The organism is Sphingobacterium hotanense, assembly GCF_008274825.1.
GTDB lineage: Bacteria > Bacteroidota > Bacteroidia > Sphingobacteriales > Sphingobacteriaceae > Sphingobacterium > Sphingobacterium hotanense.
In genome coordinates this window covers 2,014,021-2,038,948 of record NZ_CP030848.1, presented here as the reverse complement: position 1 = coordinate 2,038,948, position 24,928 = coordinate 2,014,021, and the positions used below count along the sequence as shown (strand labels likewise).

The following is a 24,928-nucleotide window of genomic DNA, read 5'->3' as shown; positions in this document are numbered from 1 at the left end:
TTATGCCGACTTTTGTGCATGGTAAAATAATACAGATGAATTCTCTGCCCTAAATATCTCCTTTGCTACGCGCTGTATATCCGCTGCATCAACAGCAATATACTTCGCTATTTCTTTATTATAATTGTTGGCATCACCCAATAGCTCGTAAAATGCCAAGTTCATAGCCTTATCTAAAATGGATAATTCAGCAAACACCAAAGTTGACTCAATCTTGTTCTTCACTTTGTTTAGCTCATAATCCGTAACCAACTCATTTTTAAGCCTATTCAACTCTTCCCATACCGCACGCTCTGCTTCCTCCAGGCTTACCCCTTCGGATGGCTTTCCTTCCAACATCAACAGGTTCGAATCGATACTGCCAAGAATATAGCAATTGATTTCTGAGAACAAATGTCTCTCTTTAACCAAACTTCGATACAAACGCGACGAGCTACCTCTCGACAGAATATCGGTGATTAAATCAGCCGTTTGGTAATCCTTATGCAGTCTGTCGACCGTGTGAAACGCCATATAAAGACTGTCCACAGGCACTTCGGCAAAGACCTCTTCCTTGCGCGCGGCGAGCTGTAATGGCTCAGTAGGCAAACTGCGCACAGGTTTCTGACCTCCCGGTATATCCCCAAACCATTTTTCAGCAAGTAACTTCACCTCCTCAGTCTTCACATCTCCAGTAACTACCATAATTGCATTACTTGGCAAGTAATATTTACTAAAGAAACTCTTTACGTCGGCAAGTGTAGCCTCTTCAATATGTTTGATTTCCTTCCCAATGGTCGCCCAACGATATGGATGTTCCTTATAAGCCATCGGACGCAGCTTCAACCAAACATCCCCATAAGGCTGATTTAGATAGCGTTGCTTGAATTCTTCAATCACCACCGATCGTTGCACTTCCAGACCTTGCTCGTTGAATGCCAGGCTCAGCATACGATCGCTTTCCAACCAAAAAGCAGTTTCTAGGTTAGAAGCCGGCAGCGTGATATAGTAGTTGGTGATATCATTTGAAGTAAAGGCATTGTTCTCGCCTCCCACTCGCTGTAAAGCCTGATCGAAACTAGGAATATGTACCGATCCGCTAAACATCAAATGCTCAAATAAATGTGCAAAGCCCGTTTTATCGGGCTGTTCGTCTCTAGCGCCCACGTCATATAAAATATTAACGCACGCCATTGGACTATGTGGGTCTTCATGTACGAGTACACGCAACCCATTTTTTAAAATGAATCTTTCAAAAGATACCATGAAATCTGCTTTAAGTATTATTTTACCCAGGAAATGTCTTTCTTCAATAGAGAAAGTGTTTTTTCCTCCAAGGAACCAGCCTCAGTCTTGAAATTATAAAACCAGTTGGCTTGCTCCGGCAAACTCATTAAGATGGACTCGATCCGTCCATTCGTTTCTAAACCAAACTTCGTACCCGCATCATAAACCAGATTGAATTCTACGTAACGACCGCGACGCAGTAACTGCCAGTTCTTTTCACGATCTGTATATTCCTGATGGCGATGTCTATTGACGATTTCAGTGTAGACCTTCGGAAATAAGCGCCCCAAATCACATGAAAAAGCAAATATATCTTCCTCAGAAATTCCTGCTTTCTCCGAAGTCAGCTTATCATAAAAGATACCGCCCACTCCCCTCGTTTCTTCACGATGCTTGATATAGAAATAATTGTCAGCCCAAGTTTTAAACTCCGGATAAAAATTTGGACTGTATTTATCGCATACGGATTTTAATTGCTCATGAAAATATTGCGCATCTTCTTCGACAACATAGTGTGGTGTCAAATCGATACCTCCGCCGAACCAACGAATTTGATCATTGAGCTCAAAGTAGCGGATATTCATATGGATGATAGGAACCCATGGATTATTCGGATGGATAACAATAGAAACGCCTGTCGCAAAAAACTGATCTTCTTCGACCCCAAAGGCCTTCTTGATCTGTGCAGGCAATTCGCCATGTACTGCGGAGAAATTGACTCCTCCTTTTTCCAAAATATCACCATGTTGGATCACACGCGTGCGACCGCCGCCGCCGCCATCACGTTCCCAATTCTCTTCTACAAAAACCGAAACCCCGTCCAACTTTTCTAAAGCCTGCGTAATCTCGTGCTGTATTTCTTTATATTTTTCAGCAATCTGCTCTTTTGTAATCATCTATGATAATTTATCTGCTAACTCTCTAACGGCTAAAATTGCCGACTTATTCTTATATAAGATATCGTACACCGTATTACAAATAGGCATTTGCAAATGGTGTCTGTTGATAATATCCTGAATGCAATCTGAAGCAAAATACCCTTCGGCAACCATATTCATTTCCAGTTGCGCAGACTTGACACTATAGCCCTTGCCGATCATCGTCCCGAAGGTCCGGTTACGGCTAAATTGTGAATAGGCTGTCACCAAAAGGTCGCCTAGATAGCCCGAATTATTGATCTCACGATCTTGCGGCTCTATCGCATCTACAAAATACTCCATCTCGCGGATAGCGTTGGAAATCAATACCGCCTGGAAATTATCGCCATATCCCAACCCATGGCAAATACCACCCGCTAAGGCGTAAATATTCTTTAAGACTGCACCATATTCTACACCAGTAGCGTCATTAGAAATAACGGTCTTGATATAATGCGTTTGAAAATACTGCGCAACAAATGCCGCATTTGCTGTATTCTTCGATGCAAAGGTTAAATAAGAAAGTTTCTCTAATGAAACCTCCTCCGCATGGCAAGGCCCACCGACGACAATAATATCGTCTGCCGAAACCGAATAACGATCTACAAGATATTCGCCTACAATCTCTTTTAAAGAAGGAATGATTCCTTTAATTGCCGATACAATGATCTTACCCTGCATATCTTCTACCGTAACATCGGCCAAAGCATCTTCCAGATATGCTGCAGGTGTGTTAAGGATGATGATATCAGATTCTTGAATCACTTTTTTGGCGTCGATATATAATCTACTTTCAGGTAGCTTAATTTCAACTGCGCTTAAATAGGAAGGATTATGTTGATAGGATTTTATATAATCGATGTCTTCTTGCTTGCGGACCCACCAGTTTACTTGCTTATCTTTAGGGTTGTCCGTTAGCATCTTGATCATGGCGGTCGCCCAACTTCCACTACCAATTAAACCAATATTCGTCTTTTGTTCACTCATTTCCTATAAATAAACAACAAAGATAGGCAATATATGCCTTTAGCACTAATGAAAAGCAAAAAGCTCAGCGTCGGAAGCATCTAGTATTTGCCCGACTTCGCGTTAATGATGTGTGCAAGATGATGATTACAGTGCCATGCATAAATCCCAATATTCGTACGTAGATCGATCAATTCATCAGTCTCCGGATGCTTGAAGCATCGATTAAGATCTTCATCGCTCAAGCTCGCCAAAAGATGAGACCAGCGCTCGTGAATACCATCCATGATCTTCAATGAGCTTTCGACAGGAAAATCCTTAGAATCTGCCAAAGCTGCCCATCGATCTTCCTGATAGGTTTTAATTGTGGGGGTGTCTTCAGTTAAAGCCAGTTTAAATCGAACAAAACTATTGATATGGCTATCTGCACAATGATTGATCAATTGAGTAATCGTCCAGCCATTTGGTCTATAGGTTTTATTAAAATCCTTTTTCGAGAGTGTAGCGATTTCATTACGTAATCGTTCCGGAAACTTTCGAATGCTTTCGATCCAAAGTGTTAGGGTTTGTTGATCAATTTGTGTCGGCCGAATAAATTTCCCTATGGGGTAACGAAGTTTGTCGATTTCTAAACTCATGAGAACGAAAAAAAATGCGCAATAGATTAATTCCTAATGAGCATTTCAATTTATTAATTATTCGTGGAAAATAAGAATAGAATTAAAGTCAAAAGAAGCACAGGAAAGTTAAAACCTTTATTGGTGCCGCTGAACCCATAAATACCTACTGTTAGGTATTGTATCAAAATACCCATTAGGTGAAATTTACCGGGGAAACTTAATTATGGAAGCATCATGAAAACATCAATCCGCTGTGTCATCCCTATCGCTTTATTTTTCTTCTGCGTAATGATTTGCCAAGCGCAAAACGCTACATTGACAAAAGAAGAAACAATCAATTATTTGAATAAAAAGGCAAACGAAGTTGTTGGTCACTATCGAACAATTCGTGATGTAAGTGTCGCACAGAATTTTACTTATTATTATACAGAAAACCGCGTTAGTCTCTCGGGCGAGAATCTTCGTTTTGATCAAAGAAGAAGAAATTATAAGAACGATGGCTATGGAGATACCACTTATCCTTGCGACTTTGTAATCCAGGAACACGAAACGATACTGAACCCTGCTCATATCGTCGCAATAGACCATGAAGTTAATGTTATTAGCGGTGAACCGATTGGTACGCTGAAAATAACCTTAGTCAACAATGTGGCACAACGCAATATCAATTTTTTCGCACCGACTAAGAAAGTAACGAATGAAAATCATAGCCACTATGGAGAATGTCATGAGATTAGAGAATATCCACAACATCGCGTTAGTGAATCTGTAAAAGTGGTTTACCTATCCTATTTACAGTCTGACCCCAGCAACTTCAACAAACTAAAAAAAGCGTTGGAATATCTTCGTGATCTGATGAAAGCTGAAGACGATCCCTTTGGTGAATAGTAAGGCAGGATGTCCTTATAAATTGCTTCGCAAGAATCCCAATAAGCAGTGGCGAACTATAGAATATATAGCAATTAATTGATAGAATATGAGACCCCTTCTTTTAATCATAGCACTTTTAACGTTTATTAATTGTCATGCACAGACGCAAACCTCTGGGCTTTCTTACGTGAATTCAATTGAATCCAAGGTACTCCAGTACGAAAAAAATAAAGATCGAATTGCGCAACTCAAGCGCGATTTACCTGCTTTAGAAGAAAAATGGAGGATGAAAAAACAAGAAATCACCGATAAAATTAATGCGCTCGTACGGGAAAGAGACGCCCTAGTGGGCGACATGAAAGTGGGTGCCCGTTGCAGCGAGTGTAATCGCTGGAAAACTGATTTGGAAAAAATTGGAATAGACTTCGAAGAACACCTAGGGGAAGTAAAAGGTTATGCGATCCCTGCAACAACAGCGGAATTAGAAAATGTTAGAAAACAGTATAATGAAAAAATAGCGATACAAAAAGTACAACTTCAACGCATCCAAAATACCGATGAATTTATTCAAGCAAATCTTTTGGAAACGGATAAGCTTACAAAAAACAATGTATCACTCTGTGAGGAAGTTACCAAGCTGAGCAAAAATTATGAAACTACAGTACTGCAGGAAGCGCAAAATAAGCAAGAAGTATTGATACGCAAGCTATGTGATGTAGCAAGTGATATTCTTATTGCAAACGATCAAATTGAAATCAACAAAGCACGCATTTTCCGTTATAATGATGCCTTCAGAGCTGAAAGCGAAAAAGTAAAAAACAGAATAGAAACTGAGACTAAGGAACTGCAAGAGTTTAAAAATCAGGAAATTGTTGCGAACGAAAAAAGAATAGAGAGCAAACAATATCAGATGGATACAGCTGCGGCTTCAAAAATTGAACAAAGTTTGGCGCTAGCTAAATCTTTAGCAGCAGAAATAGAAGACTTAAAATCTAAAAATAGAGGTTTAAACCTGGAAATTTCTTACCTGTCCGAAGGACTTGAGAAAAAAATCCAAGATAAAACGATCGAAATTAAACCACAATTTGACAGTAATATAGCGGCAACCAATAGTTCCACACAAAAAGCCAATGAGAGGATATACCTACTAAAGCAACAGTTTGAAAGTGAAATTAATGCCGCGACAAAAACAAATACCGCATTTATGAATGTCATAATCAGTGAAACCAACAGAATGGTCATGGCAAGTCGGAAAATAGAGTGCTCGGTATGGAATAATACTGCCGGCGAGGCAACTTCCAATTGGAACCAAGTCACGCCCTGTATCCGGAATCTAACGAGCACAACACAGATTAATCCATATTGTTCAAAGTGGAACTTAATTAGTTATCTCGGAAAATACAAAAGCTTCCTGGCCTCTTTGCCGGCAGAAGACTTAGCACACTCTAAAAATGCATTGTTAAATAATTAGCATTTAAGGGACTTTAAAGCTTCATTCTATAGATCAATCCAAAAGAATATAAATTCTCAAACTTAGACTCCATCGTACTCTTATCTCTATAAAAAGTCGGTCTATACTGAAACGAGGCACTAATTCCCTTTGTCAATTCGTAGGATATAGGAAACCACATACCAAAAGACTGCGTATTCCTCCAATGCTGTTCAAATATCCCCGGCTCGACACTCTTTGCGATCTTCGTCACATCTCCTCCTGGCAGAACTCTGGTAGAGGCTAGCAGATTAAGCGTTTGCGGCTCCATTGTGTCTGGAAGCCGAACAGTGTAGCCTGTACGATTGAAAACATAAGCTAAGCCATAGCCTAGATTAAACTTTTGAATTCTATGGTTATTGGACAGCGTGAGTTGATAGCTGAATTCCTTATTTGTTTTTTGTTCGAAAACAATAAACGGAGGCGGCAGCGGATAATTAGATAGTAAAAAAGAATGGGCCGAGAAATTAAGGTAAGTATTATTTCGGTAGAAGTGATTGATGCCTAGGCCGACACCGAAAAATCCTTCTTGCAATTCTCGGTATCCGTAGGGATCCTCGCGATGAAATAGATTCACGAACGGCATGTCCACTTGAAATTCCCATCTACCCTTCGGCAGTTTTTTTTCAAAGGTATCATATCCTTTGTTCGTATTGCTGGAATCTAAATAAATATGCGATGGATAGGTGAAGCGCTTAGGATTCGTAAAATCCACCAACATGCCAACCCCAAACTTCAAGGGGATATTGCTCCAAAAAGCAAACGAATGCTTTTTATTGACAGCGTATGTGCGCATGCTCGTGTCCTGCAAGACCGAAAACTGCATCGTATCTTTTTTACGCTTAACCTCAAATGAAGCAATATTATCGACCGTTTTTACTGAACCTTCATTATAATAAACGGTAGCAGCCTGGGTGGTATGAACCTGGACTTTTTTGTAAGGACCGTTGAAAATACTTGCACAGGAAGTAGATAAGAGCGCTATTAGTGCTGAAAGGAAAAACATCCGCATATAAAAAAGCAAAGATGTTAAATGAAACAAACTATAACCATCGACCCTTGTTAAAAATAATTTCCTGAAAATAGAAAAATATTATTAACAATCGATTATTGAAATATTATTTCTTCAATAAACATGTTCGGTATTCCTTTTCACATTAACCGAAAGGGACGACTATTTCGCTAATCGGGCACCCAGAAAAGCCATGGGAAGGTAAGCAAGTGTTAAATCAACAATGCTAAACCACAGAGGCGATGGAACCATAAAGATCATCGAAATACCGCCAAAAAGGAAGAAAAAACCAATAATCATCGCATAAAGCAATTTTGGTCCTGCACAGATCTTAGCAGCGACAAAAGCTCCAAACAATGTTCCTAGGGCATGCGCCAAAAATGGCATTAAAAAATGTTTAGGCTCGAACAAATGTAAACCAGCCTTTAATCCTTCCGCCGTCATCACATCCACCCCTTCTGGAGGAGCGATAATGGAAGAACTTATCTGAATAATTCCCCCATTAACCAAGCTACCCGCGACCAAACCAAGCACAATGGCTAGAATATTCTTCAAAACTGGATGCATAAATTTCATGTATTAGGTGTGTCAGGTAAAAATAAGGAAATCCTAGTAAACAAAGACAAAAACATCCAAAAAGACAGCTGCGATAACTGATATCCTAACCAAACCCAATGTGCATCCCTATCAAACCCGCTCCAAAAGGGCTTTGATAGGGTTATGCATTGGGTCTGAAAGGGCTTTGAAAGGGAAGTATGCCGAGCAAGTTTGGATAAAGAGCTCACGGATCCCCAATTGAAACTTAAAAAAATGGAACATTGTGCCGCGAGATTGATTAAGACAGTTTCGATAAAGAATGTTAAACATAACAGTTAGATTTTTTTTAATCCTGCTAATTTTTCTTTTAAGAAAAGAAATAGAGTATATTTAGTAATAATGTAATTCCAATTACTATGAAACGGTCTTCTGCAAAATATTTAATGGGTTTAAGTCTATTTATTGTTGCCTCCTGCCAATCAAATTCTGGCGAGACAGTAAAGAATGTACAAGCCGAAACGACTTCAGGCAGTGGTTATGCCGATATCCTCGATGTCGATATCAAGTATTTAGAAGACACAGATTATGTAACAGGAAAGTCTAAAATCCCAGACTCAACACTGCAACAGGTCAAAGAAATTGTACGCCGCGTGTACTCTCATATAGAAGTAAAAGATAATCAATACATACTGACGGCTCAAAATGGCAAAGAAATTGGCATTTCAGAGGCAATTTTTAAGCTCTATAAAAAGAACTTAGATGAAACCAATGCAGTCCTTTTAAATTGGGATAAGGAAGCTAAAGAATCCGGCGTCCAGCAGGAATTTATACTTCCCTCTATTAAAGATGAAGACCTAAAATATTTGGACAGCTTATAACGTGCCGAAACTATTCTGGAAAGCGTTGAGATTCGGGGATTCCAGAGTAGAAGTAATACCATGCATAATATAAAGCAATGATAAGTAGGATTACGATTACTAACCATATAATCGTAGACCTTAATCTTGTGTTTGTTTTCATGGCATTTTGGTTTATCCAATTAAACTAATACCCTCCTCTACCTCCTCTACAGTCGCCCAAAAGAGATTATAAACGATATATATAAGTACAATCCCTAAAACGATGATGATGATCCATATCAGCGTGCCGATAAAATTTTTGTCCTCCATCATAAAAGTTGAACAGTTAGTTTATTAATTAGTTGTATAAAATATAAAATGTTTTTTTTGAAAAAATGTTTTTACTCAGGAGAATCCATGAGCAAAAATATTAGCATGATTATTCGCCCCAAGATATAAATAAGGAATGGATAGAGGAAAAACCACCTGAAATACCAGTATTGCCGCTTGCTGAATTTTGGAATCTTCATAAGTAAAGAACAACTACCATATAGAATCGTTGATTATGTTTCGCCTAACAAATTTATCTTTACCTAATATTTATAGGAGCCAACCATCGCGTTTCCTCGCGAAATATAACCACTCCTTAAAACTAAATTATTTTTCTATTAATATTAAACTATTAATTTAGACAAAAACTTAAACCTCTCAATATCATGAATGTCAACCTTATACCCTATTATTCCAAATCCCTGTTGATTTGTGTGATCCTTGTTTCCATAATACTGACGCTAACGTCCTTATTCTATTCGTTCAACCCGAATGGTTTTCAACTATCGGGAATCTTCTTGCACATCCTCATGTTAGGCATGGCCCTATTAACCGCATTTAAACGGGTTGGCTTCACCATTGTCCACAAACGCAAGGATAGAGATTGGAAATATCAGTTGGAACTTGAACGAACCATGGATATAGTTAATAATATTCGCGCCTTAGATTTAGTCGAGACGAAAGTTGATCTCAATGACTACAGTCGCTATCTTGTGTTTGCAAAAACTAAGGAAGACTTTCTCACCAATTTATCCGATCTCAACAAACTAATTTCCTGCTACTCGGATAGACTTTGGATTTTTATCGAGTTTCTAGATCAAAGACCGATCGATCAATCACAAAAAGCCCATCTATTTCAATATGTCAATAAAACGTTGTATCCAGGTGTTCGTGAAGTTGTCCAAATATTAGTTGAATTCCGAAAATCGAATGACAGCAAAGAGTTACTGCATTTATACGAAAAGTATCTGTTAGAAATCTATAATACTCACCTTCTACAGAATTCAACAAGCTTTTCGAATTGGAATGAAAAGATAAAACAGGCATTCCTAGAAGGCGTAAGTAGCGAGGACATGAAGAACTTTGAAATTTCATTAAGTGTGCTGGATGTTCAGTTAGAGTGGATTCAACAAGCCGATAGAGGCGCGTTTTTTTATAATGTGAATACAGTTGCTTGAGGTTTAACTCGGATTATTAATGGACATCAAAAACTCCGAAGGATTAAAGAACTATTAATATGCGCTTTAATAAAAAAAGCCTTTCAATGATTTGAAAGGCTTTAAATAAGAAGTACGCCAATTAGGGTTCGAACCTAAGACCTACGGTTTAGAAAACCGTTGCTCTATCCAGCTGAGCTATTGGCGCTTTTATTTTGTGAAGCAAAAGTAGCTATTTGAGGGTAAAAAGCAAAATTTTTCACATAAATTTTATACAATAGGTAATAAGTGATTGCTTTCCAACAACATAATTTACGTTCCATGTCCCAAATGTTCAAAAAAGGCCTTTTAGGCCCCTTCAGTGCAATTATTATTAAAAATGATCTTTCAAAGTATATTATAGAATTGATGAGATTAAGGTTAAAATATTTTTTAACAATAACCGCTTAAATATCAGTGTTATTAGCACTATAAGGGCATTTTTGAGGATATTATTTTCACTTTTTATTTGGAGAACAAATCAGAATTTGTACTTTTGTCGCGGAGAGTTGGCAGAGTGGTCGAATGCGGCGGTCTTGAAAACCGTTAACTGTCACAGGTTCGGGGGTTCGAATCCCTCACTCTCCGCACAAAAAGCTTCAATCGAAAGATTGGAGCTTTTTTGCTATGCTAGGATTTGCCCACAACCATTAACTTTATTAAGTACCGTAAAACATCCATGTTTCCATCGTAACACCCACAGGGTTGAAAGTTCTTGATGGCCATTGACAAAAGACCCCTTCAGAAAAAAAGCTTTATGAAAACAAAAAGCGGGAATCCATCCCGCTTATATTTAATGATGATCATCCCACAATTCAACTATCCTGATCTGTTCTTGATTTGTTGATGTTGTGGAATTATCGCCTATTCAACATCGATCACACGTTGCACATCGTCGCGAATATCATTAGGCAACATCATGTATATTTCCTTTTTCACCATTAAAGTCGATAAATCTGGGTCAGCATGGTTAGCATCAATGGTTACCAAAGTTTCGAAGCCACCATCTAACCATTTCCCTTCATCCTCCAGGTATGCTTTGTGTTTTTCATTCAACAAACGTAATCCCTGTAAAATACGCTCATTGCTTAAGGTTTGATTGTTTATCATATCTAAATGCTTTTCCATTAATTATAAACGTTAGATATCGAATAAATGTATAAAGCGCGTGTAAAAAATGTCGCAAAGGACTTTAAAAAGAATAAGTTTAATTGGGAAGTGAAAAAGCAGACAAATTATGTCTGCTTTTTATATTTAGAAACTTAATAAATAAAAATTCAGTTTTATTTAGAGTAAAATGCTTTCTGATGAAAATTCGAATTTTTATCAGCTTTCACCTGCAGTTCAAGGCTTGAATAATTCTTGTCTATAAAAATGTAAAAGAAAGGATATGAAGATTTAACGTTCAGCGTTATGATATCTGGAATTTCATCTACTTTATTGGCATTCGAAACATCATACCCCAAGCGGTTCGTAACGCCATCCTTACCCGTGCATTCTAAAACATCGTCGATAAAACGAACGGACTTTATTTCAGCCAGCCCTTTATCAACAACAGTACCTTCGACATCGTCACCCTCTATAATTTCAACGCGATGGGGCGTCCAAACAGTATTTTGCAAATCTGCAGCAATTTGATCTTTTAGTTTAGGTGGTTTAACGTCGTTTTCACTGCATGCGATAAAAAATACACTTATCAGCAAAAGGAGTCCAAGTTTTTTCATAGTATTATATTTTATACTTTAAATGTATGTTTTATTGCCACTATTCAAAAGTGGTAATTCAGTAATTGTCATTTTAATACGACAATAAACCGCTAATCCACTATGATATTGGATATTACAAGCACTATCTACCTGTCTTAACAAGGGAACACAGAAAACCACAAATATTAATCTATGCTAAATTGTGTGAAAACTGACGAAATTTTTTTGAATTTATTTTCGTTAATAAATAAATTACTTAGTTTTGATGTGCTTTAACATTACACTATTAATACATTAATTAGCCCCCGAACACATTAGTATGAAAACATTAAAAAACGACCCACCAGAATGTAGTCTCAATTTGCTCGCTATGCGCGACACGTTGGAAGTGCTAGGTGGAAAATGGAAGTTGCTTATCCTCCATTATTTAATTACTCGTGATGATCAGATTAACACTTTCAAAAAGATGCAAAGAGAAATTACTGGGATTTCTGCAAAAATGCTCACTAAAGAATTAAAAGATCTAGAAGAAAACCATCTGGTTCATCGTGAACAACAAAACACAAAGCCTATTACCGTTCGTTATACCATAACTGAATACGGACGTTCTGCAGGCGACCTAATCCAGCAATTGGTAGACTGGGGAAAAACGCATCGAATCAAGTTGCTAACCTCTGGTCAATAACACGAATCAGTAGAATTTACATTTAAAAGCCTTCCTATCTGTAGTGAAGGCTTTTTCTTTTGAATTTAACACTCGGTAAATATTCTCCGCATATTTTTACCGAACCCTCCCCGACTTTCACCGAATTTTCTTGCACATCAGCCTAATCTACCTAGGGCTGCATCCATCCTTACCCTACCTTTGGAGTATCAAATAAGAAATAATAAACAGAACAATTAAACATTAAAAAATAAAAGACATGAAAACTCTAACTAAAACTTTCGCAATTGCAGCATTATTATTCGTTTCATCAGTAAACGTATTTGCAAACCCTATTAAGGAGGAAAAGAAGACCTTAAACAAAGCCGTAGTTGAGAATGTAGTTGATGAATATATCAACGCAACAGTAAATGGAAACACACTTTACATCAACGATCTATTCGACAACAATTTCAAACAAAAGTTCAATGCTGGAAAATCGCAAAAAGTATCTGGAAAAGAAGATTATATCAGCTTCTTAAAGAAAAATAAAGGGGTTCAATATGATTGCGAAGTGAGTTATGAGCTGGTTGAGAAAAATAGAAACTATAGTTTAGCCCGTGTTACCTTAGACTTCGGAAACTTTAAAAGAATCGACTACGTTTCGATCAACATGGACCAAGATGGATGGAAAATCAACGAAGTAAACTCTGTTTATCAGAAATAATAATCTCCAATAGCAACACAAAGAGGGCCAAGCAAAAATGCTTGGCCCTCTTTTATGTTATTGATTATCTATCCCAGAAAAATGGCGGTTCGATGCCTAATGCACGCAAGTACACAAAGCCCTGCGCGCGATGATGTATTTCATTGTCTACGAAATACAATAGATTCTGATAAACCGGAAATTCATATTCGCCGAATAGGTTAAAGGATTCGTGAAACTGCTCATCGGGAATCTGCTTAAAAAGCTCGTTAATCTGCGAGGTCTGTTGATCCCATTCGTTGAGAAGATCGCTCTTCGTTTTTAGTTCCGGCAACTCGTGAGAATAGCCCTCGATTTTCTTATGGACAATTCCATCCAATCCTGGCGCAGCGATGCTCAGTAATTCTTTGATTAAATCACCGAATACGCGCATGCCGCCAATTGAGAACTTAAATATCTCCGCTTCGGGAAATGCTTCGATTGTCTTCCTTGTCAATGTACGATGTCCTTGCCAATGATTCAAAAACTCGTCTCTGCTAATAATTTCTTTCGTGCTCATCTCTTTAAATGTTGATTAATGATATAGCCAAAATTAGTAGCAGATTTGACAAGGGTATGTCAGCAGAAAAATATTAGTTCACAAGTCTTGCTATGGGATACAGTTTAAAGGTTTTTTCGTAAAATGGACTACGCTGATAAAGCCATTGCAATTGGGCTGTCCCACTTGTCCGTAGCTTCTCGTCGTTAATCTTCGCCTCCTCAAAGGATTTCTTCAAATCCTTATCTTTTTCAAGCATCTCCGCAGCATAATCCTCGAAGATATACGCCGAGAAATACTCCTTCTGAGAAAGAACAGCATCAAAAAAGTTCCAGTTGAAGAAAGAGTCTGTAGCCTGCGGCTCTAAAGTTTCGATGATATAACGAATGGCTTGCTGATTGGTCGGAATGACCCAATCTCCTTCAAAATACGCTTGTTTTCTTTTTACAACTTCCAACTCAACATCAGTATGGGGGTAATGTCCCTCATAGGGCCTATTAGATGTTCTATAATCGGATATATAATACATTTCGGCATCTATGATCGTATCCCGCTTCAATTGCTGCATATCGACTCTATTAGCTTTCAATAATTGAATTACCTTTTCATAGGCCTGCGGAACGATATACGCTTTGGGCTTATCAATCCTCAATGTCTCCTGATATCTATAATAATGTGGAATATTCTGACTATACGGCTTCTTACGATCGTAATACAAGCGCTGCTGCCCGCTAACCCTGCTAGTCTGGTGTCCGCTTTGAAATCCCAAGAAGGGAATCTGCTCTACCTTTGTAGTATCCAGTTCCCAACGATTTACAAATTGCTTTTGATGTACTAGTTCCTCCTTTATTTCCTGTCGAAGTTTTACGATATGCTTTGCCTCTCTCTTTAGGTTTTCATGCAAGATCTCCATCAATGCGTAAGTTGATTCTACACGATCCTTATAGGGTTTCCACATATGTGTTTCGGGCATATAGCCAATAGTATGATGTAATGCTGCATAGCCGGTTGAATAACGCGGACCGTCAAGAAATGATACCAGTCCGGATTGGGGAGTCTCGCCTTTCGAGTCAACATAGGGAACCATGGGATATCCTTTCTTGTCCATCTCACGATATAGCGGCTTTGTAAAGCGCTCTTTCATGTAGCTGCTTAGCTTGGGATGTAACTTATCTGGATGTGTCGCAATCAGGGTCATAATGTGCTGATAGTCGGCGCCGTTGCTAGTATGCGTATCGAAGAATACATCAGGATCCCAAGTACTGAATACCTCATTAAACAGCATCGCATTCCTGGTATCAGCCTTAATGAAATCTCTATTTAAATCGTAATTCTGACTACTACCGCGAAAACCGTAGGCGTTCGGACCGTTCTGATTCGCTCTCGTTGTTCCCCTATTGAGCATCCCAGCAATATTATAAACCGGTATCAGACAGATAACGACATCCGAGGAGAGCTTGTTTTGCGTTAGCAAATCCCTTACGAACATCATACTCGCGTCAATGCCTTCCGGTTCGCCGGGATGTATTCCATTATTCATAAAAAGTACGGCCTTACCTTTCGCCTTAATGCTTTGCGGATCGAAATCGCCATCCTTCGATAGGACGATCAGCTGAAGCGGCTTCCCTACATCGGTCTTTCCTAAATCCATAATCTTCGCTTGCTTCTCATCCTTGAGAAGATCTTGATAATAACTCCGAAGTTCCTCATACGTGACGGTCGTATTACGTTCAGGATCTTTTTCAAAGGGAATTTGTTGACCGGATACATCATTTAGAGTAAGTATAGAAATAATGCTCAGTATCGTAGTAATTGCTTTCATGGTTTTGCGAAATGTAATAGGGATTAGAATCCTCCGACAAAGCTACCGAAATATGAATAGAAAAGAACAATGATATGCTTCATCACTGCTAAGCTATTGGATTAGCTAAGCTCACTTCGGAAAACTACTAAATAGAAAAAGCCGCTCGGAAATGAGCGGCTTTAATATTTTCATCTTATTGCTAAGATTTAAACTGTTGGGCTATTATTTAGCTTGGTTTGCACGAATAATATTCAATGCACCACCAGCTTTAAACCAACCGATTTGTTGTTCGTTGTAAGTATGGTTTGCTAAGATTTCTTCCGATGTACCATCAGCATGGTGCAATACCAACGTTAATGGTTTATTCGGAGCAAACTCAGTTAATCCATTGATATCAATGATATCATCTTCTTGGATTTTATCGTAATCTTCTTTGTTTGCGAATGTTAATCCTAACATACCTTGTTTCTTCAAGTTCGTTTCGTGGATACGAGCAAATGATTTCACTAATACCGCGCGAACGCCTAAGTGACGAGGCTCCATTGCCGCGTGCTCACGAGAAGAACCTTCACCATAGTTTTCATCACCAACAACAATAGATCCGATATTAGCAGCCTTATAAGCACGTTGGGTTGCAGGAACTGCACCATACTCGCCTGTTAACTGGTTCTTAACGTTATCTGTTTTATCGTTGAAGTAGTTTACTGCACCGATTAACATGTTGTTAGAGATATTATCTAGGTGACCACGGTATTTCAACCAAGGACCTGCCATAGAAATGTGGTCAGTTGTACATTTACCTTTAGCTTTGATCAATAATTTCAAGCCTTTAAGATCCGTACCTTCCCATGCTGCGAATGGCTCTAACAACTGCAAACGATCTGAAGTTGGAGAAACATCAACAGTAACCGATGAACCATCTTCAGCTGGAGCTTGATATCCTGGATCATCGACTGCGAATCCTTTTTCTGGTAATTCATCACCAGTAGGAGGATCTAATTTTACTTGCTCTCCGTTTTTGTTTGTTAATGTATCTGTAACCGGGTTAAATCCTAAGTCACCTGAGATAGCGATAGCTGCTACCATTTCAGGAGAAGTTACAAATGCAAATGTATTCGGGTTACCGTCAGCGCGTTTTGCGAAGTTACGGTTGAACGAGTGTACAATCGTGTTTTTCTCTTGCTTGTCTGCACCAGCACGATCCCACATACCGATACATGGACCACATGCATTAGTAAAGATCGTTGCGTTTAGATCTTCGAAAGTTTTCAATAAACCATCGCGATCTGCAGTGAAGCGTACTTGCTCAGAACCTGGGTTGATACCAAATTCTGCTTTCGTTACTAATCCTTTTTCGATCGCTTGTTTCGCAATAGAAGCAGCACGCGAAAGGTCTTCGTAAGAAGAGTTAGTACAAGACCCGATTAATCCCCACTCTACTTTTGTAGGCCAGCCGTTTTTACCAGCTTCCTCACGCATACGAGAGATTGGAGTATATAAATCTGGAGTGAAAGGACCATTCAACGATGGCTCTAACTCAGAAAGGTTAATTTCAATTAATTGATCGAAGTATTGCTCAGGGTTAGCATATACTTCCGCATCAGCTGTTAAATGGTGTTTGATAGCATTTGCTGCATCAGCAACTTCTTCACGGTCTGTCGCACGTAAGTAACGCTCCATAGAAGCATCATATCCGAAAGTTGATGTCGTTGCACCAATTTCAGCACCCATGTTACAGATTGTACCTTTACCAGTACATGATAATGATTCAGCACCTTCGCCGAAGTATTCAACGATAGCACCAGTACCACCTTTTACAGTTAAGATACCAGCAACTTTCAAGATTACATCTTTAGGAGCTGCCCATCCTGATAATTTACCTGTTAATTTAACACCGATTAATTTAGGGAATTTAAGCTCCCATGGTAAACCTGCCATTACATCACAAGCATCAGCACCACCAACACCGATAGCAACCATTCCTAAGCCACCTGCGTTTACTGTGTGTGAGTCCGTACCGATCATCATACCACCTGGGAAAGCATAGTTCTCCAACACTACTTGGTGAATAATACCTGCTCCTGGTTTCCAGAAACCAATACCATATTTATTAGATACAGAACTTAAGAAGTTGAACACTTCTGAACTTTCTTGCTTCGCACGTGTTAAATCCTGGTCTGCACCATCACGAGCTTGAATCAAGTGGTCACAGTGAACTGTTGATGGAACTGCAGCCTTCGGACGACCTGCTTGCATAAATTGCAATAAAGCCATCTGTGCCGTAGCATCCTGCATCGCAACGCGATCCGGTGCGAAATCAACATAAGACTTACCTCTCTCGTAAGCTTCCGTAGCGGTACCATCCCAAAGGTGCGCATACAAAATTTTCTCTGCTAATGTCAAAGGCTTATTCACGACCTGACGAGCTGCATTAATACGCTCATCATACTGTGAATAAACTTTTTTGATCATGTCTATATCAAAAGCCATGTATTATTTGTTTAAATATGATTTACTTTTAACTAATTCTATTGGAATAAATATTTACTTACGCCAACAAGAACAAAAATACAAAAAAAACCAAGTTAAAGTTGCATTTGTGCCACCTTGCTGCAATTTGGAAATATTCTAAACAAGTGTTAAACCAGCTGAATTGTAGGGTCTACTTCCTTTAATTCCTTCACCGTTTGAAGAGGATTCTCAGAATTAAAAACGAAACTTCCGGCTACCAAAACATCAGCACCTGCTGCTAATAATTTACCTGCATTTCCTGTTCCTACTCCCCCGTCGATCTCGATAATCAAGTCTGTACCTTCTTGCAAAGCTAAAGCGCGAAGTTCTTTAATCTTGGAGTAAGTGCGCTCAATAAATTTCTGACCACCAAAACCTGGGTTAACCGACATCAGACAAACTAAATCGATATCCTGAATAACATCCTTTAATAAGGAAACCGGTGTATGCGGATTTAAAGCAACGCCCGCTTTACATCCCAATTCTTTTATAGCTGCTAGCGTACGGTGTAAATGCGTACAAGCTTCATAATGTACCGTAATTATCGCTGCACCATTATCTTTACATGCTTTCAAATAGCGATCCGGGTCAACAATCATCAAGTGAACATCCATAGGTTTCTTTGCATGCTTAGCAATTGCTTGCATTACCGGAAAGCCAAAAGAGATGTTAGGAACAAATACACCATCCATAATATCAATGTGGAACCAATCAGCTTCGCTGTTGTTTACCATTTGGATATCATCATAAAGTTTAGCAAAGTCAGCCGCTAGAATTGATGGGGCGATTAAATGTTGTTTTGCAGACATGTCATAATTTTTTTGCAAAGATAGCAAGTAATAATCGCTAATGACGAACATCCCCATACTTTTCAGAAATAAGGGGCATTTGCACGAAAATAATTACATTTGTTTGATAAGGAAGACTATAAGAACGTGGCGAAACTAAAGATTAACTACCCGAAAGACAAATTGCAGCAAAACTCAACCCTATGGAAATATGGGATGGTAGTAATTACGATTATATTAATCTGTATATTCCTACCGAAACAACCCCGTTTCCAATATGAATACGAGAAGGGAAAACCATGGAATCACGAAAATCTCACTTCCCCTTATAACTTTGCCATCCTTAAGACACCGGAAGAACTTGCCCGCGATAAACAGTATATTCTCCGTACGGTACAGCCTATCTACAATCTTAACGACGTTGCTAGCAAGGAACAGATCGATCAGTTCAATACCGATCTAAATGAGAAATGGCAGTCTAGCCAGCTCGACTCCTCCGGAACCGATATTTCAAAGTATAGAGAGGTCGGCACTGCTCTCCTCAACTATATATACAATCGCGGAATCATTTCCTTAAATAACCGATTCCAAGTCAAAGGAAATGACTCGGTTAAGAATGATGCGACAGCCATGCAGTACAACTTCGTCTTGGTTCATGATAATGTCGCTCAGCAAAAGAATACCGTCGATTGTTTTACTATAGAATCTGCAAATAAGTACCTGCGCGAAGCTTTAGAGAAGAACAACCTAATTGAACATAAATCCTGGTTTGCCGAAGTTTTAAAGAGTTATGTCACTATTAACTTCGTGTTTAATGAAAGCCAAACCAACAAAATCGAACAGAATGCCCTAGCGAATATATCGACGACGCGGGGTATGGTTCAAAAAGATGAGTTGATTGCCGAACAAGGAAAGATCATCAATAACGAAGCATACCAAAAACTGGAGTCATTGCGCAAAGTATTTGAGGATGAGTCACGAATATCCGGCGAGCAGAATCTCGTAATGTTTGGCCATTTTATCCTGATATCCTTAGCGATGACCCTATTGATGGTATTCCTATTCTACTTCCGTAGAGATATCTTCAACAACAATCGTCTGCTATTCATTATCTTCATTGTTATCCTTGTTATGCTAGGCGTACTGAGCTGGGCTATCAAGATGAAGATCCCGAGCCTATACTACATTCCTTATTGTAGTGTGCCGATCATCTTTAGATTGTTGTTCGATACTCGTATCGCCCTCAATATCCATATCCTGATGGTTTTGGTAGCCGGCCTATTTGTACCAAACAGTTTCGACTTCGTGTTCCTGCAGTTCACCTCCGGAATGGTGGCCATCTATAGCATTAAAACGCTTGTAAAAAGAGAGCAATTCCTCGTGTCCAGTGTGATTATCTTGGCGACCTATATACTTGCTTATATCGGATTAGTGCTGACGCGTAACGGCTCCTTCTCGACCATTTACTGGCAAGATATATTACCGTTTGCTGTCAGTGTCGGATTAACGCTTCTAGCCTATCCCCTGATCTATGCATTTGAGAAGTTATTCGGCATCGTGTCTGATTTGACTTTGATGGAATTAACCAATAGTAATTCCCGCTTATTGCGCGAGCTATCCCTGAAAGCTCCAGGCACCTTTCAACACTCATTGCAGGTGGCAAACCTTGCTGAAGCAGCAATCTATAAGATCGGTGGCAACCCTCTTTTAGTTCGTGCCGGTGCTTTATATCATGATATCGGGAAGATGATCAACCCGCTTTATTTTATCGAAAATCAGAAAACGAATGATAACCCACATGAAGAGCTGACGCCGGAACAAAGTGCACAGATTATTATCTCGCACGTCCTGAAAGGGATCGAGATGGCGAGAAAGCATCAGATGCCGGAGGTAGTGATTGATTTTATCCGTACGCACCACGGAACGACTAAAGTTGACTACTTCTACAACCTAGCCGTAAAAGACAATCCAGATAAGGTTATCGATGAGTCCATATTCAAATACCCTGGTCCAGTACCATTCTCCAAAGAGACTGCAGTATTGATGATGGCCGACTCGGTTGAAGCCTCTTCCCGCGCGTTAAAAGAGCCTACAGAAGAGTCTATCAATAACCTTGTCGACAAGATTATCGATCATAAGCTAATGCAGCGCCAGTTTGCAAATGCGGATATTACTATGCGTGATATTACCGAAGTATCTAAGATTTTCAAGTCTATGCTGAAGAGTATTTATCATGTACGTATAGATTACGATCTAAGCAAGAAAAAAGACAGCTAAAAAAAGGAATTGACATTCAGCAGGTTGTCATTTCGTATGAAAAAATTGTTAAAAATTAGCGATAACAGCTTTGTAGAGTGAAAATTTTGCTTTATGTTTGCACTGTCAAAACCCGGAGAGGTGCCTGAGTGGCCGAAAGGAACAGTTTGCTAAACTGTCGTACTGGAAACGGTACCGCGGGTTCGAATCCCGCCCTCTCCGCAAAGACATAAGAGCAACTGTAAAAAGTTGCTCTTTTTTTTATGCACTTTTCGGATCAGTTTCAAAACCTGTGGATTACGCAAATAATTTGGTCAATCTGAACAGGAAGAAATTGATGTCACCTACACCTCTAAACTGACTTCTGAAAGCTTTGAGTTTTGCATTGAAAGATTCTGCTGAAGCATTTGTACTCTTGTTGTCGAAGTAGTTCAATATTTTTTTGTGATGGATATTTATGGTTCTGGAGACGGTGTTGAATGACTTGAAGCCGGCCTGTTCCACTTTATCCGCCCATTTTGCCAACCTTGTAAAGGCGTAGATCTTATCTATGGTGGTGTTGAATATCCAAGAGAGTTCTTGGGATAGCCTGTACGCCTTTTCAATATCAGGATATCGCTCAAAGAGTACAGCAGCCCTTTCTCTTTGCTCCAAAGTCCATTTATGTTCACTTTTATAAAGCAGGTATCGGCTTCTTGCAAGTAACTGTTTGATGGTTTCACTGTTGGATAGGACTTCCGGAAAATAGGTTTCCTTATTCTTTCGTGCTTGGTCAATTGCCTGATTTTCATCGTCAATGGCCTGCCAGCGGTGCTTTATCCTTATTTCCTGAAGCGCTTCGGCAGCAAGTTGCTGAACATGGAAACGGTCTATTACCTGAACAGCATTGGGAAAGCATCTTTTGGCTATCAATCCCATATTACCGGCTAAATCAAGCGTTATCTCTTGAACTTTATTTCGTAATCTCTGTGGAATCTTTTGAAGGATCGGGATAATGTTCTCTGATTTTGTCCCGTTCAGTATGGCTACAATGGTCCCTTTTTTGCCCCGTGCTTCTTTATTGGTGACAACGGTATAGAGCTCGCCATGGGATAGGCAGGTCTCGTCAATAGAAAGATGGCCGCTGACATTCTGTGGGAAGATCAATCCATCTCGCGCATTTTCGCGATGCTCCCAATCCTGGAAACCGCTCAGTTTATTGCGGTAGTATCTCCTTAGTTTACTGGCTGATATCCCATAGAATGAACTGATGGTCTGAATGCTATGAGCCTGGTTGTCCGCTGATACCTTTTAAAAAAGCTGCGAAATCCTGTGTGATGCGCGTCCCTTTGGCTACTAGTTCCCAATTTCTGTAGACTACTTTATCGGTATCCTGGTTGAGCCACCTGCGGCGCTTGACATGAAGATAGACCTGCATGCCACGGATAGGAAAATCTTGAAGGGTAACGGGTTCGAAAAACCCCTTGGAAATCAACTTCTGGCCTTGATATTCTTCAGGTGTAGTATTGACTTCCTCCAGAAAGATATCCAGTCTTTTTTCTTCTTTGGAATAGTGGGTCATCTCAAAATAATCGGAAACTCCTTCGGGAATAATTAAGGGCATTAACGCGTTGAAAGATTCGTGCATCTGTATAAATATCAAAGCACAAATATCTAATTATTTTTTATCCCCTCCACAACTTTTGTACATGATCCCTTATATTTCAATTAAAAAACCACAGGGATGAAAGTTCTTGATGGCCTTTGAAAACAGACACGTTCATAATAAAAAGGATACCCCCATAAAAAACGAAAAAAGCTCATCTTTCGATGAGCTTTTTCTTTACCCTTTTCTGAGCCTCCTATCGGAATCGAACCAATGACCTACTGATTACAAGTCAGTTGCTCTACCAGCTGAGCTAAGGAGGCTTGTTTTTGGTGATGCAAATATCAGAATTTTAACCTTTTTTGCAAAGAAAAATGCCGACTTTTCATTAAAACACCATTAACGCACTGATTTTCAAGGAGAACTTTTTTGGCAAATTTCCCCAAATCATTTATATTCAGTAAAAGCTTTTTTTATATTTGTCACTACTCATTTACAGCTTATTGATTACACATCGACCTATGAGCAAACTTTCAAAAGTTTTTGATGGTGGCTTAAATTTGATATGAATACGAACGATCAACATATAGACGATATCGAGCTAATCCATAGGATTAGCGAAGGCAATCATGCTGCCTACGATCTGCTATATGATCGTTTTTTTGAGGATATATATATTCATATCTACAACAAAACCAAGGACTACGAACTTACTAAAGACCTCACACACGATGTATTTCTGAAGCTCTGGGAAAACCGAGACTCACTGACCCACATCACAAATATTAGAGGATACTTGTATATCACTGCGCGCAATAAGGTTCTCGACTTAATTAAGCACAACAAAATAGTCGACACGTACTATCAATCGTTTCTACATACTTACAAGCTCGTGGAGTCGACAGATTTCCGCATCCGCGAAAAACAAATATAAACGATAATCTCGGAAGCGGTAGACAGCCTACCTGCAAAGATGCGGCAGGTATTTGAGCTGAGCCGCAAACAAGACTTGAGTTACCAGGAGATTGCCGATCAATTAGCCATCTCCGAAAAAACAGTTAAAACACAGATACACAACGCATTAAAGATTTTAAGAAAAAAACTTCACCCCTATACGCATTTTTTTCTCTTTTAATCTACAACTCACACTATACTAAGTCGTCTTATCTATATACTGCCTGATAATGCAGTACTGATAAACCATTAACATGACCGAACACGATTTTAAAATACTTATCGACAAATACCTCAGTGGGCAATGTTCTGATGAAGAGAAACGAGCTGTCGAGTTCTGGTACGCTGTATCCGAAGATGAACAAGAAGTTGATCAAGCAACTTTAAATCTTCATAAACAGCAAATTCGAAAAGACTTGAGCAAAGAACTACAGCGAAAACCAAAAGTCTTTGCTTTCAACAATTATTGGAAGGTCGCAGCAGCCGCAGTATTAGCCTATGCTATTGCGATAGCCATCTATATCAATCAAAATCCAAAGACCCTCCCCCTTTCTGAAGTCGCTAGCATTATGCCGGCTAAAGATCAGGTCGAATTGAAATTGGCAGACGGAAAAACCATTGTTATCAATCCGAATACAAAGCAAGATATTACAACAAGCGAAGGCTTAAGCATTCGTGTTGACGAGCAAGGGAATTTATTATACCAACAAGAAGAAATCAATAATAGCGATGCTCCAATAGCATATAATACATTAACGACTCCGAAGGGAACAATCTCTTCTATCCTACTGGCTGATGGCAGCAAAGTTACTTTGAACGCCGCTTCCTCACTACGTTTTCCGACCCGATTCCAACAGGATAAACGTGAGGTGTATCTGGAAGGTGAAGGATATTTCGAAATCAAGAAAACTGCCAATCACAGCAGCTTTATCGTCAACTCAAAACAACAGGCAGTTAAAGTTTTAGGAACCAAATTCGTCGTTAAAAACTATGCCGGCGAAGCCGAAAGCCGCACATCCTTGGTCGAAGGTAAAGTTGAAGTTAGGGCCTTAAAAGCCAATCATTCGCTTATTTTATCACCAGGACAAGAAGCAACGCTCAACGCATCCGGACTTATTAAGCGTGAATACGATGAAAGCAGTCTTGCTTGGATCAATAACGACTTCATTTTTATCAATGCCGACCTCGCCGAAATCTGCGTAGAACTCGAACGTTGGTATGATGTGAAATTCAAAATTGACAACGACATCGAAAAGAAACGATTCACCGGAGCAATAGCCAAGAACAAATCCCTTCAGGAGATTCTAAACATCATGAGTTCCTCTCAAAACTTAAATTTTAGAATAAACGCCAAAACAATATACGTATCAAACTTTTAACCCTATTTTTTATAAC

24 protein-coding genes and 4 tRNA genes are annotated in these 24,928 nt (G+C 39.2%); 12 read left to right on the top strand and 16 right to left on the bottom strand.

From position 1 onward, the window contains the following. From DSM08_RS08425 to DSM08_RS08410, 4 genes are all read right to left on the bottom strand, one after another. Complete coding sequence (locus DSM08_RS08425) at nt 1-1,245, bottom strand: M16 family metallopeptidase (protein ID WP_149525744.1); 1,245 nt, start codon at nt 1,243-1,245, stop codon at nt 1-3. Between the two features lie 17 nt (nt 1,246-1,262). Beyond that, nucleotides 1,263-2,162, bottom strand: a complete 900-nt coding sequence (gene hemF / locus DSM08_RS08420) for an oxygen-dependent coproporphyrinogen oxidase (protein WP_149525743.1) — start codon at nt 2,160-2,162, stop codon at nt 1,263-1,265. After that, entirely contained in the window at nt 2,163-3,170 is a 1,008-nt protein-coding gene (locus tag DSM08_RS08415; protein ID WP_149525742.1) for an NAD(P)H-dependent glycerol-3-phosphate dehydrogenase, read from the bottom strand. A gap of 80 nt (nt 3,171-3,250) precedes the next feature. Further along, nucleotides 3,251-3,787: a YfiT family bacillithiol transferase gene (locus DSM08_RS08410; protein ID WP_149525741.1), complete on the bottom strand. Its 537-nt coding sequence runs from the start codon at nt 3,785-3,787 to the stop codon at nt 3,251-3,253. Between the two features lie 216 nt (nt 3,788-4,003). Here DSM08_RS08410 and DSM08_RS08405 point away from each other — a divergent pair, with 216 nt between their 5' ends. Next, nucleotides 4,004-4,657 carry a hypothetical protein gene (locus tag DSM08_RS08405; RefSeq protein ID WP_149525740.1) on the top strand — a complete coding sequence of 218 codons (654 nt, stop codon included), beginning with the start codon at nt 4,004-4,006 and terminating at the stop codon, nt 4,655-4,657. Nucleotides 4,658-4,745: 88 nt separating this feature from the next. Continuing rightward, complete coding sequence (locus tag DSM08_RS08400) at nt 4,746-6,110, top strand: coiled-coil domain-containing protein (protein WP_149525739.1); 1,365 nt, start codon at nt 4,746-4,748, stop codon at nt 6,108-6,110. Nucleotides 6,111-6,123: 13 nt separating this feature from the next. On the opposite strand, the gene DSM08_RS08395 is transcribed toward DSM08_RS08400, so the two are convergent. Next, a complete protein-coding gene (locus DSM08_RS08395) occupies nt 6,124-7,140 on the bottom strand; it encodes a hypothetical protein (protein WP_149525738.1) in 1,017 nt (338 codons plus the stop codon). Between the two features lie 162 nt (nt 7,141-7,302). Further along, nucleotides 7,303-7,716, bottom strand: coding sequence for a hypothetical protein (locus DSM08_RS08390; RefSeq protein WP_223110885.1), 414 nt, complete (start codon nt 7,714-7,716; stop codon nt 7,303-7,305). Between the two features lie 377 nt (nt 7,717-8,093). Between DSM08_RS08390 and DSM08_RS08385 the strand changes: the two genes are divergently transcribed. Then, nucleotides 8,094-8,555 carry a hypothetical protein gene (locus tag DSM08_RS08385; RefSeq protein ID WP_149525736.1) on the top strand — a complete coding sequence of 154 codons (462 nt, stop codon included), beginning with the start codon at nt 8,094-8,096 and terminating at the stop codon, nt 8,553-8,555. A gap of 677 nt (nt 8,556-9,232) precedes the next feature. Then, nucleotides 9,233-10,024, top strand: coding sequence for a hypothetical protein (locus DSM08_RS08380; protein WP_149525735.1), 792 nt, complete (start codon nt 9,233-9,235; stop codon nt 10,022-10,024). A 113-nt stretch (nt 10,025-10,137) separates the two neighbouring features. On the opposite strand, the gene DSM08_RS08375 is transcribed toward DSM08_RS08380, so the two are convergent. Then, nucleotides 10,138-10,211 (bottom strand) — tRNA-Arg (locus tag DSM08_RS08375). 334 nt (nt 10,212-10,545) lie between these two features. Between DSM08_RS08375 and DSM08_RS08370 the strand changes: the two genes are divergently transcribed. Then, nucleotides 10,546-10,630: transfer RNA gene (locus tag DSM08_RS08370), tRNA-Ser, on the top strand. A 276-nt stretch (nt 10,631-10,906) separates the two neighbouring features. On the opposite strand, the gene DSM08_RS08365 is transcribed toward DSM08_RS08370, so the two are convergent. Beyond that, nucleotides 10,907-11,152: a hypothetical protein gene (locus DSM08_RS08365; RefSeq protein ID WP_187774015.1), complete on the bottom strand. Its 246-nt coding sequence runs from the start codon at nt 11,150-11,152 to the stop codon at nt 10,907-10,909. 173 nt (nt 11,153-11,325) lie between these two features. Continuing rightward, on the bottom strand, nt 11,326-11,766 hold the full coding sequence (locus tag DSM08_RS08360) for a hypothetical protein (RefSeq protein WP_149525733.1): 441 nt from the start codon (nt 11,764-11,766) through the stop codon (nt 11,326-11,328). 301 nt (nt 11,767-12,067) lie between these two features. Between DSM08_RS08360 and DSM08_RS08355 the strand changes: the two genes are divergently transcribed. Both DSM08_RS08355 and DSM08_RS08350 read left to right on the top strand, forming a co-directional pair. Further along, nucleotides 12,068-12,433 carry a winged helix-turn-helix transcriptional regulator gene (locus DSM08_RS08355; protein WP_149525732.1) on the top strand — a complete coding sequence of 122 codons (366 nt, stop codon included), beginning with the start codon at nt 12,068-12,070 and terminating at the stop codon, nt 12,431-12,433. A 238-nt stretch (nt 12,434-12,671) separates the two neighbouring features. Then, nucleotides 12,672-13,118, top strand: coding sequence for a nuclear transport factor 2 family protein (locus DSM08_RS08350; RefSeq protein ID WP_149525731.1), 447 nt, complete (start codon nt 12,672-12,674; stop codon nt 13,116-13,118). A gap of 64 nt (nt 13,119-13,182) precedes the next feature. On the opposite strand, the gene DSM08_RS08345 is transcribed toward DSM08_RS08350, so the two are convergent. The 4 genes from DSM08_RS08345 to rpe form a co-directional block, all read right to left on the bottom strand. Further along, nucleotides 13,183-13,656, bottom strand: coding sequence for a DinB family protein (locus tag DSM08_RS08345; RefSeq protein ID WP_149525730.1), 474 nt, complete (start codon nt 13,654-13,656; stop codon nt 13,183-13,185). Nucleotides 13,657-13,729: 73 nt separating this feature from the next. Further along, entirely contained in the window at nt 13,730-15,457 is a 1,728-nt protein-coding gene (locus tag DSM08_RS08340) for a M14 family zinc carboxypeptidase (protein WP_149525729.1), read from the bottom strand. A gap of 204 nt (nt 15,458-15,661) precedes the next feature. After that, complete coding sequence (locus tag DSM08_RS08335; RefSeq protein ID WP_149525728.1) at nt 15,662-17,929, bottom strand: aconitate hydratase; 2,268 nt, start codon at nt 17,927-17,929, stop codon at nt 15,662-15,664. Nucleotides 17,930-18,078: 149 nt separating this feature from the next. After that, nucleotides 18,079-18,759: a ribulose-phosphate 3-epimerase gene (gene rpe / locus DSM08_RS08330; RefSeq protein ID WP_149525727.1), complete on the bottom strand. Its 681-nt coding sequence runs from the start codon at nt 18,757-18,759 to the stop codon at nt 18,079-18,081. 126 nt (nt 18,760-18,885) lie between these two features. On the opposite strand from rpe, the gene DSM08_RS08325 reads away from it, so the two are divergent. Beyond that, complete coding sequence (locus DSM08_RS08325; RefSeq protein WP_149527679.1) at nt 18,886-21,015, top strand: HD family phosphohydrolase; 2,130 nt, start codon at nt 18,886-18,888, stop codon at nt 21,013-21,015. A gap of 114 nt (nt 21,016-21,129) precedes the next feature. Then, nucleotides 21,130-21,216, top strand: a tRNA-Ser gene (locus tag DSM08_RS08320). A 75-nt stretch (nt 21,217-21,291) separates the two neighbouring features. On the opposite strand, the gene DSM08_RS08315 is transcribed toward DSM08_RS08320, so the two are convergent. From DSM08_RS08315 to DSM08_RS08305, 3 genes are all read right to left on the bottom strand, one after another. Next, nucleotides 21,292-22,227, bottom strand: a complete 936-nt coding sequence (locus DSM08_RS08315; RefSeq protein ID WP_223110920.1) for an ISAon1 family transposase — start codon at nt 22,225-22,227, stop codon at nt 21,292-21,294. Between the two features lie 28 nt (nt 22,228-22,255). Next, a complete protein-coding gene (locus tag DSM08_RS08310) occupies nt 22,256-22,621 on the bottom strand; it encodes an ISAon1 family transposase N-terminal region protein (protein WP_149525245.1) in 366 nt (121 codons plus the stop codon). Between the two features lie 208 nt (nt 22,622-22,829). Beyond that, nucleotides 22,830-22,902, bottom strand: a tRNA-Thr gene (locus DSM08_RS08305). Between the two features lie 242 nt (nt 22,903-23,144). Between DSM08_RS08305 and DSM08_RS08300 the strand changes: the two genes are divergently transcribed. The 3 genes from DSM08_RS08300 (at nt 23,145) to DSM08_RS08290 (ending at nt 24,912) form a co-directional block, all read left to right on the top strand. Then, a complete protein-coding gene (locus DSM08_RS08300; protein ID WP_149525725.1) occupies nt 23,145-23,513 on the top strand; it encodes an RNA polymerase sigma factor in 369 nt (122 codons plus the stop codon). A gap of 3 nt (nt 23,514-23,516) precedes the next feature. Further along, nucleotides 23,517-23,714 carry a sigma-70 family RNA polymerase sigma factor gene (locus DSM08_RS19420; protein WP_394344165.1) on the top strand — a complete coding sequence of 66 codons (198 nt, stop codon included), beginning with the start codon at nt 23,517-23,519 and terminating at the stop codon, nt 23,712-23,714. A 73-nt stretch (nt 23,715-23,787) separates the two neighbouring features. Then, a complete protein-coding gene (locus DSM08_RS08290; protein ID WP_149525723.1) occupies nt 23,788-24,912 on the top strand; it encodes a FecR family protein in 1,125 nt (374 codons plus the stop codon). Nucleotides 24,913-24,928 lie beyond the last annotated feature (16 nt).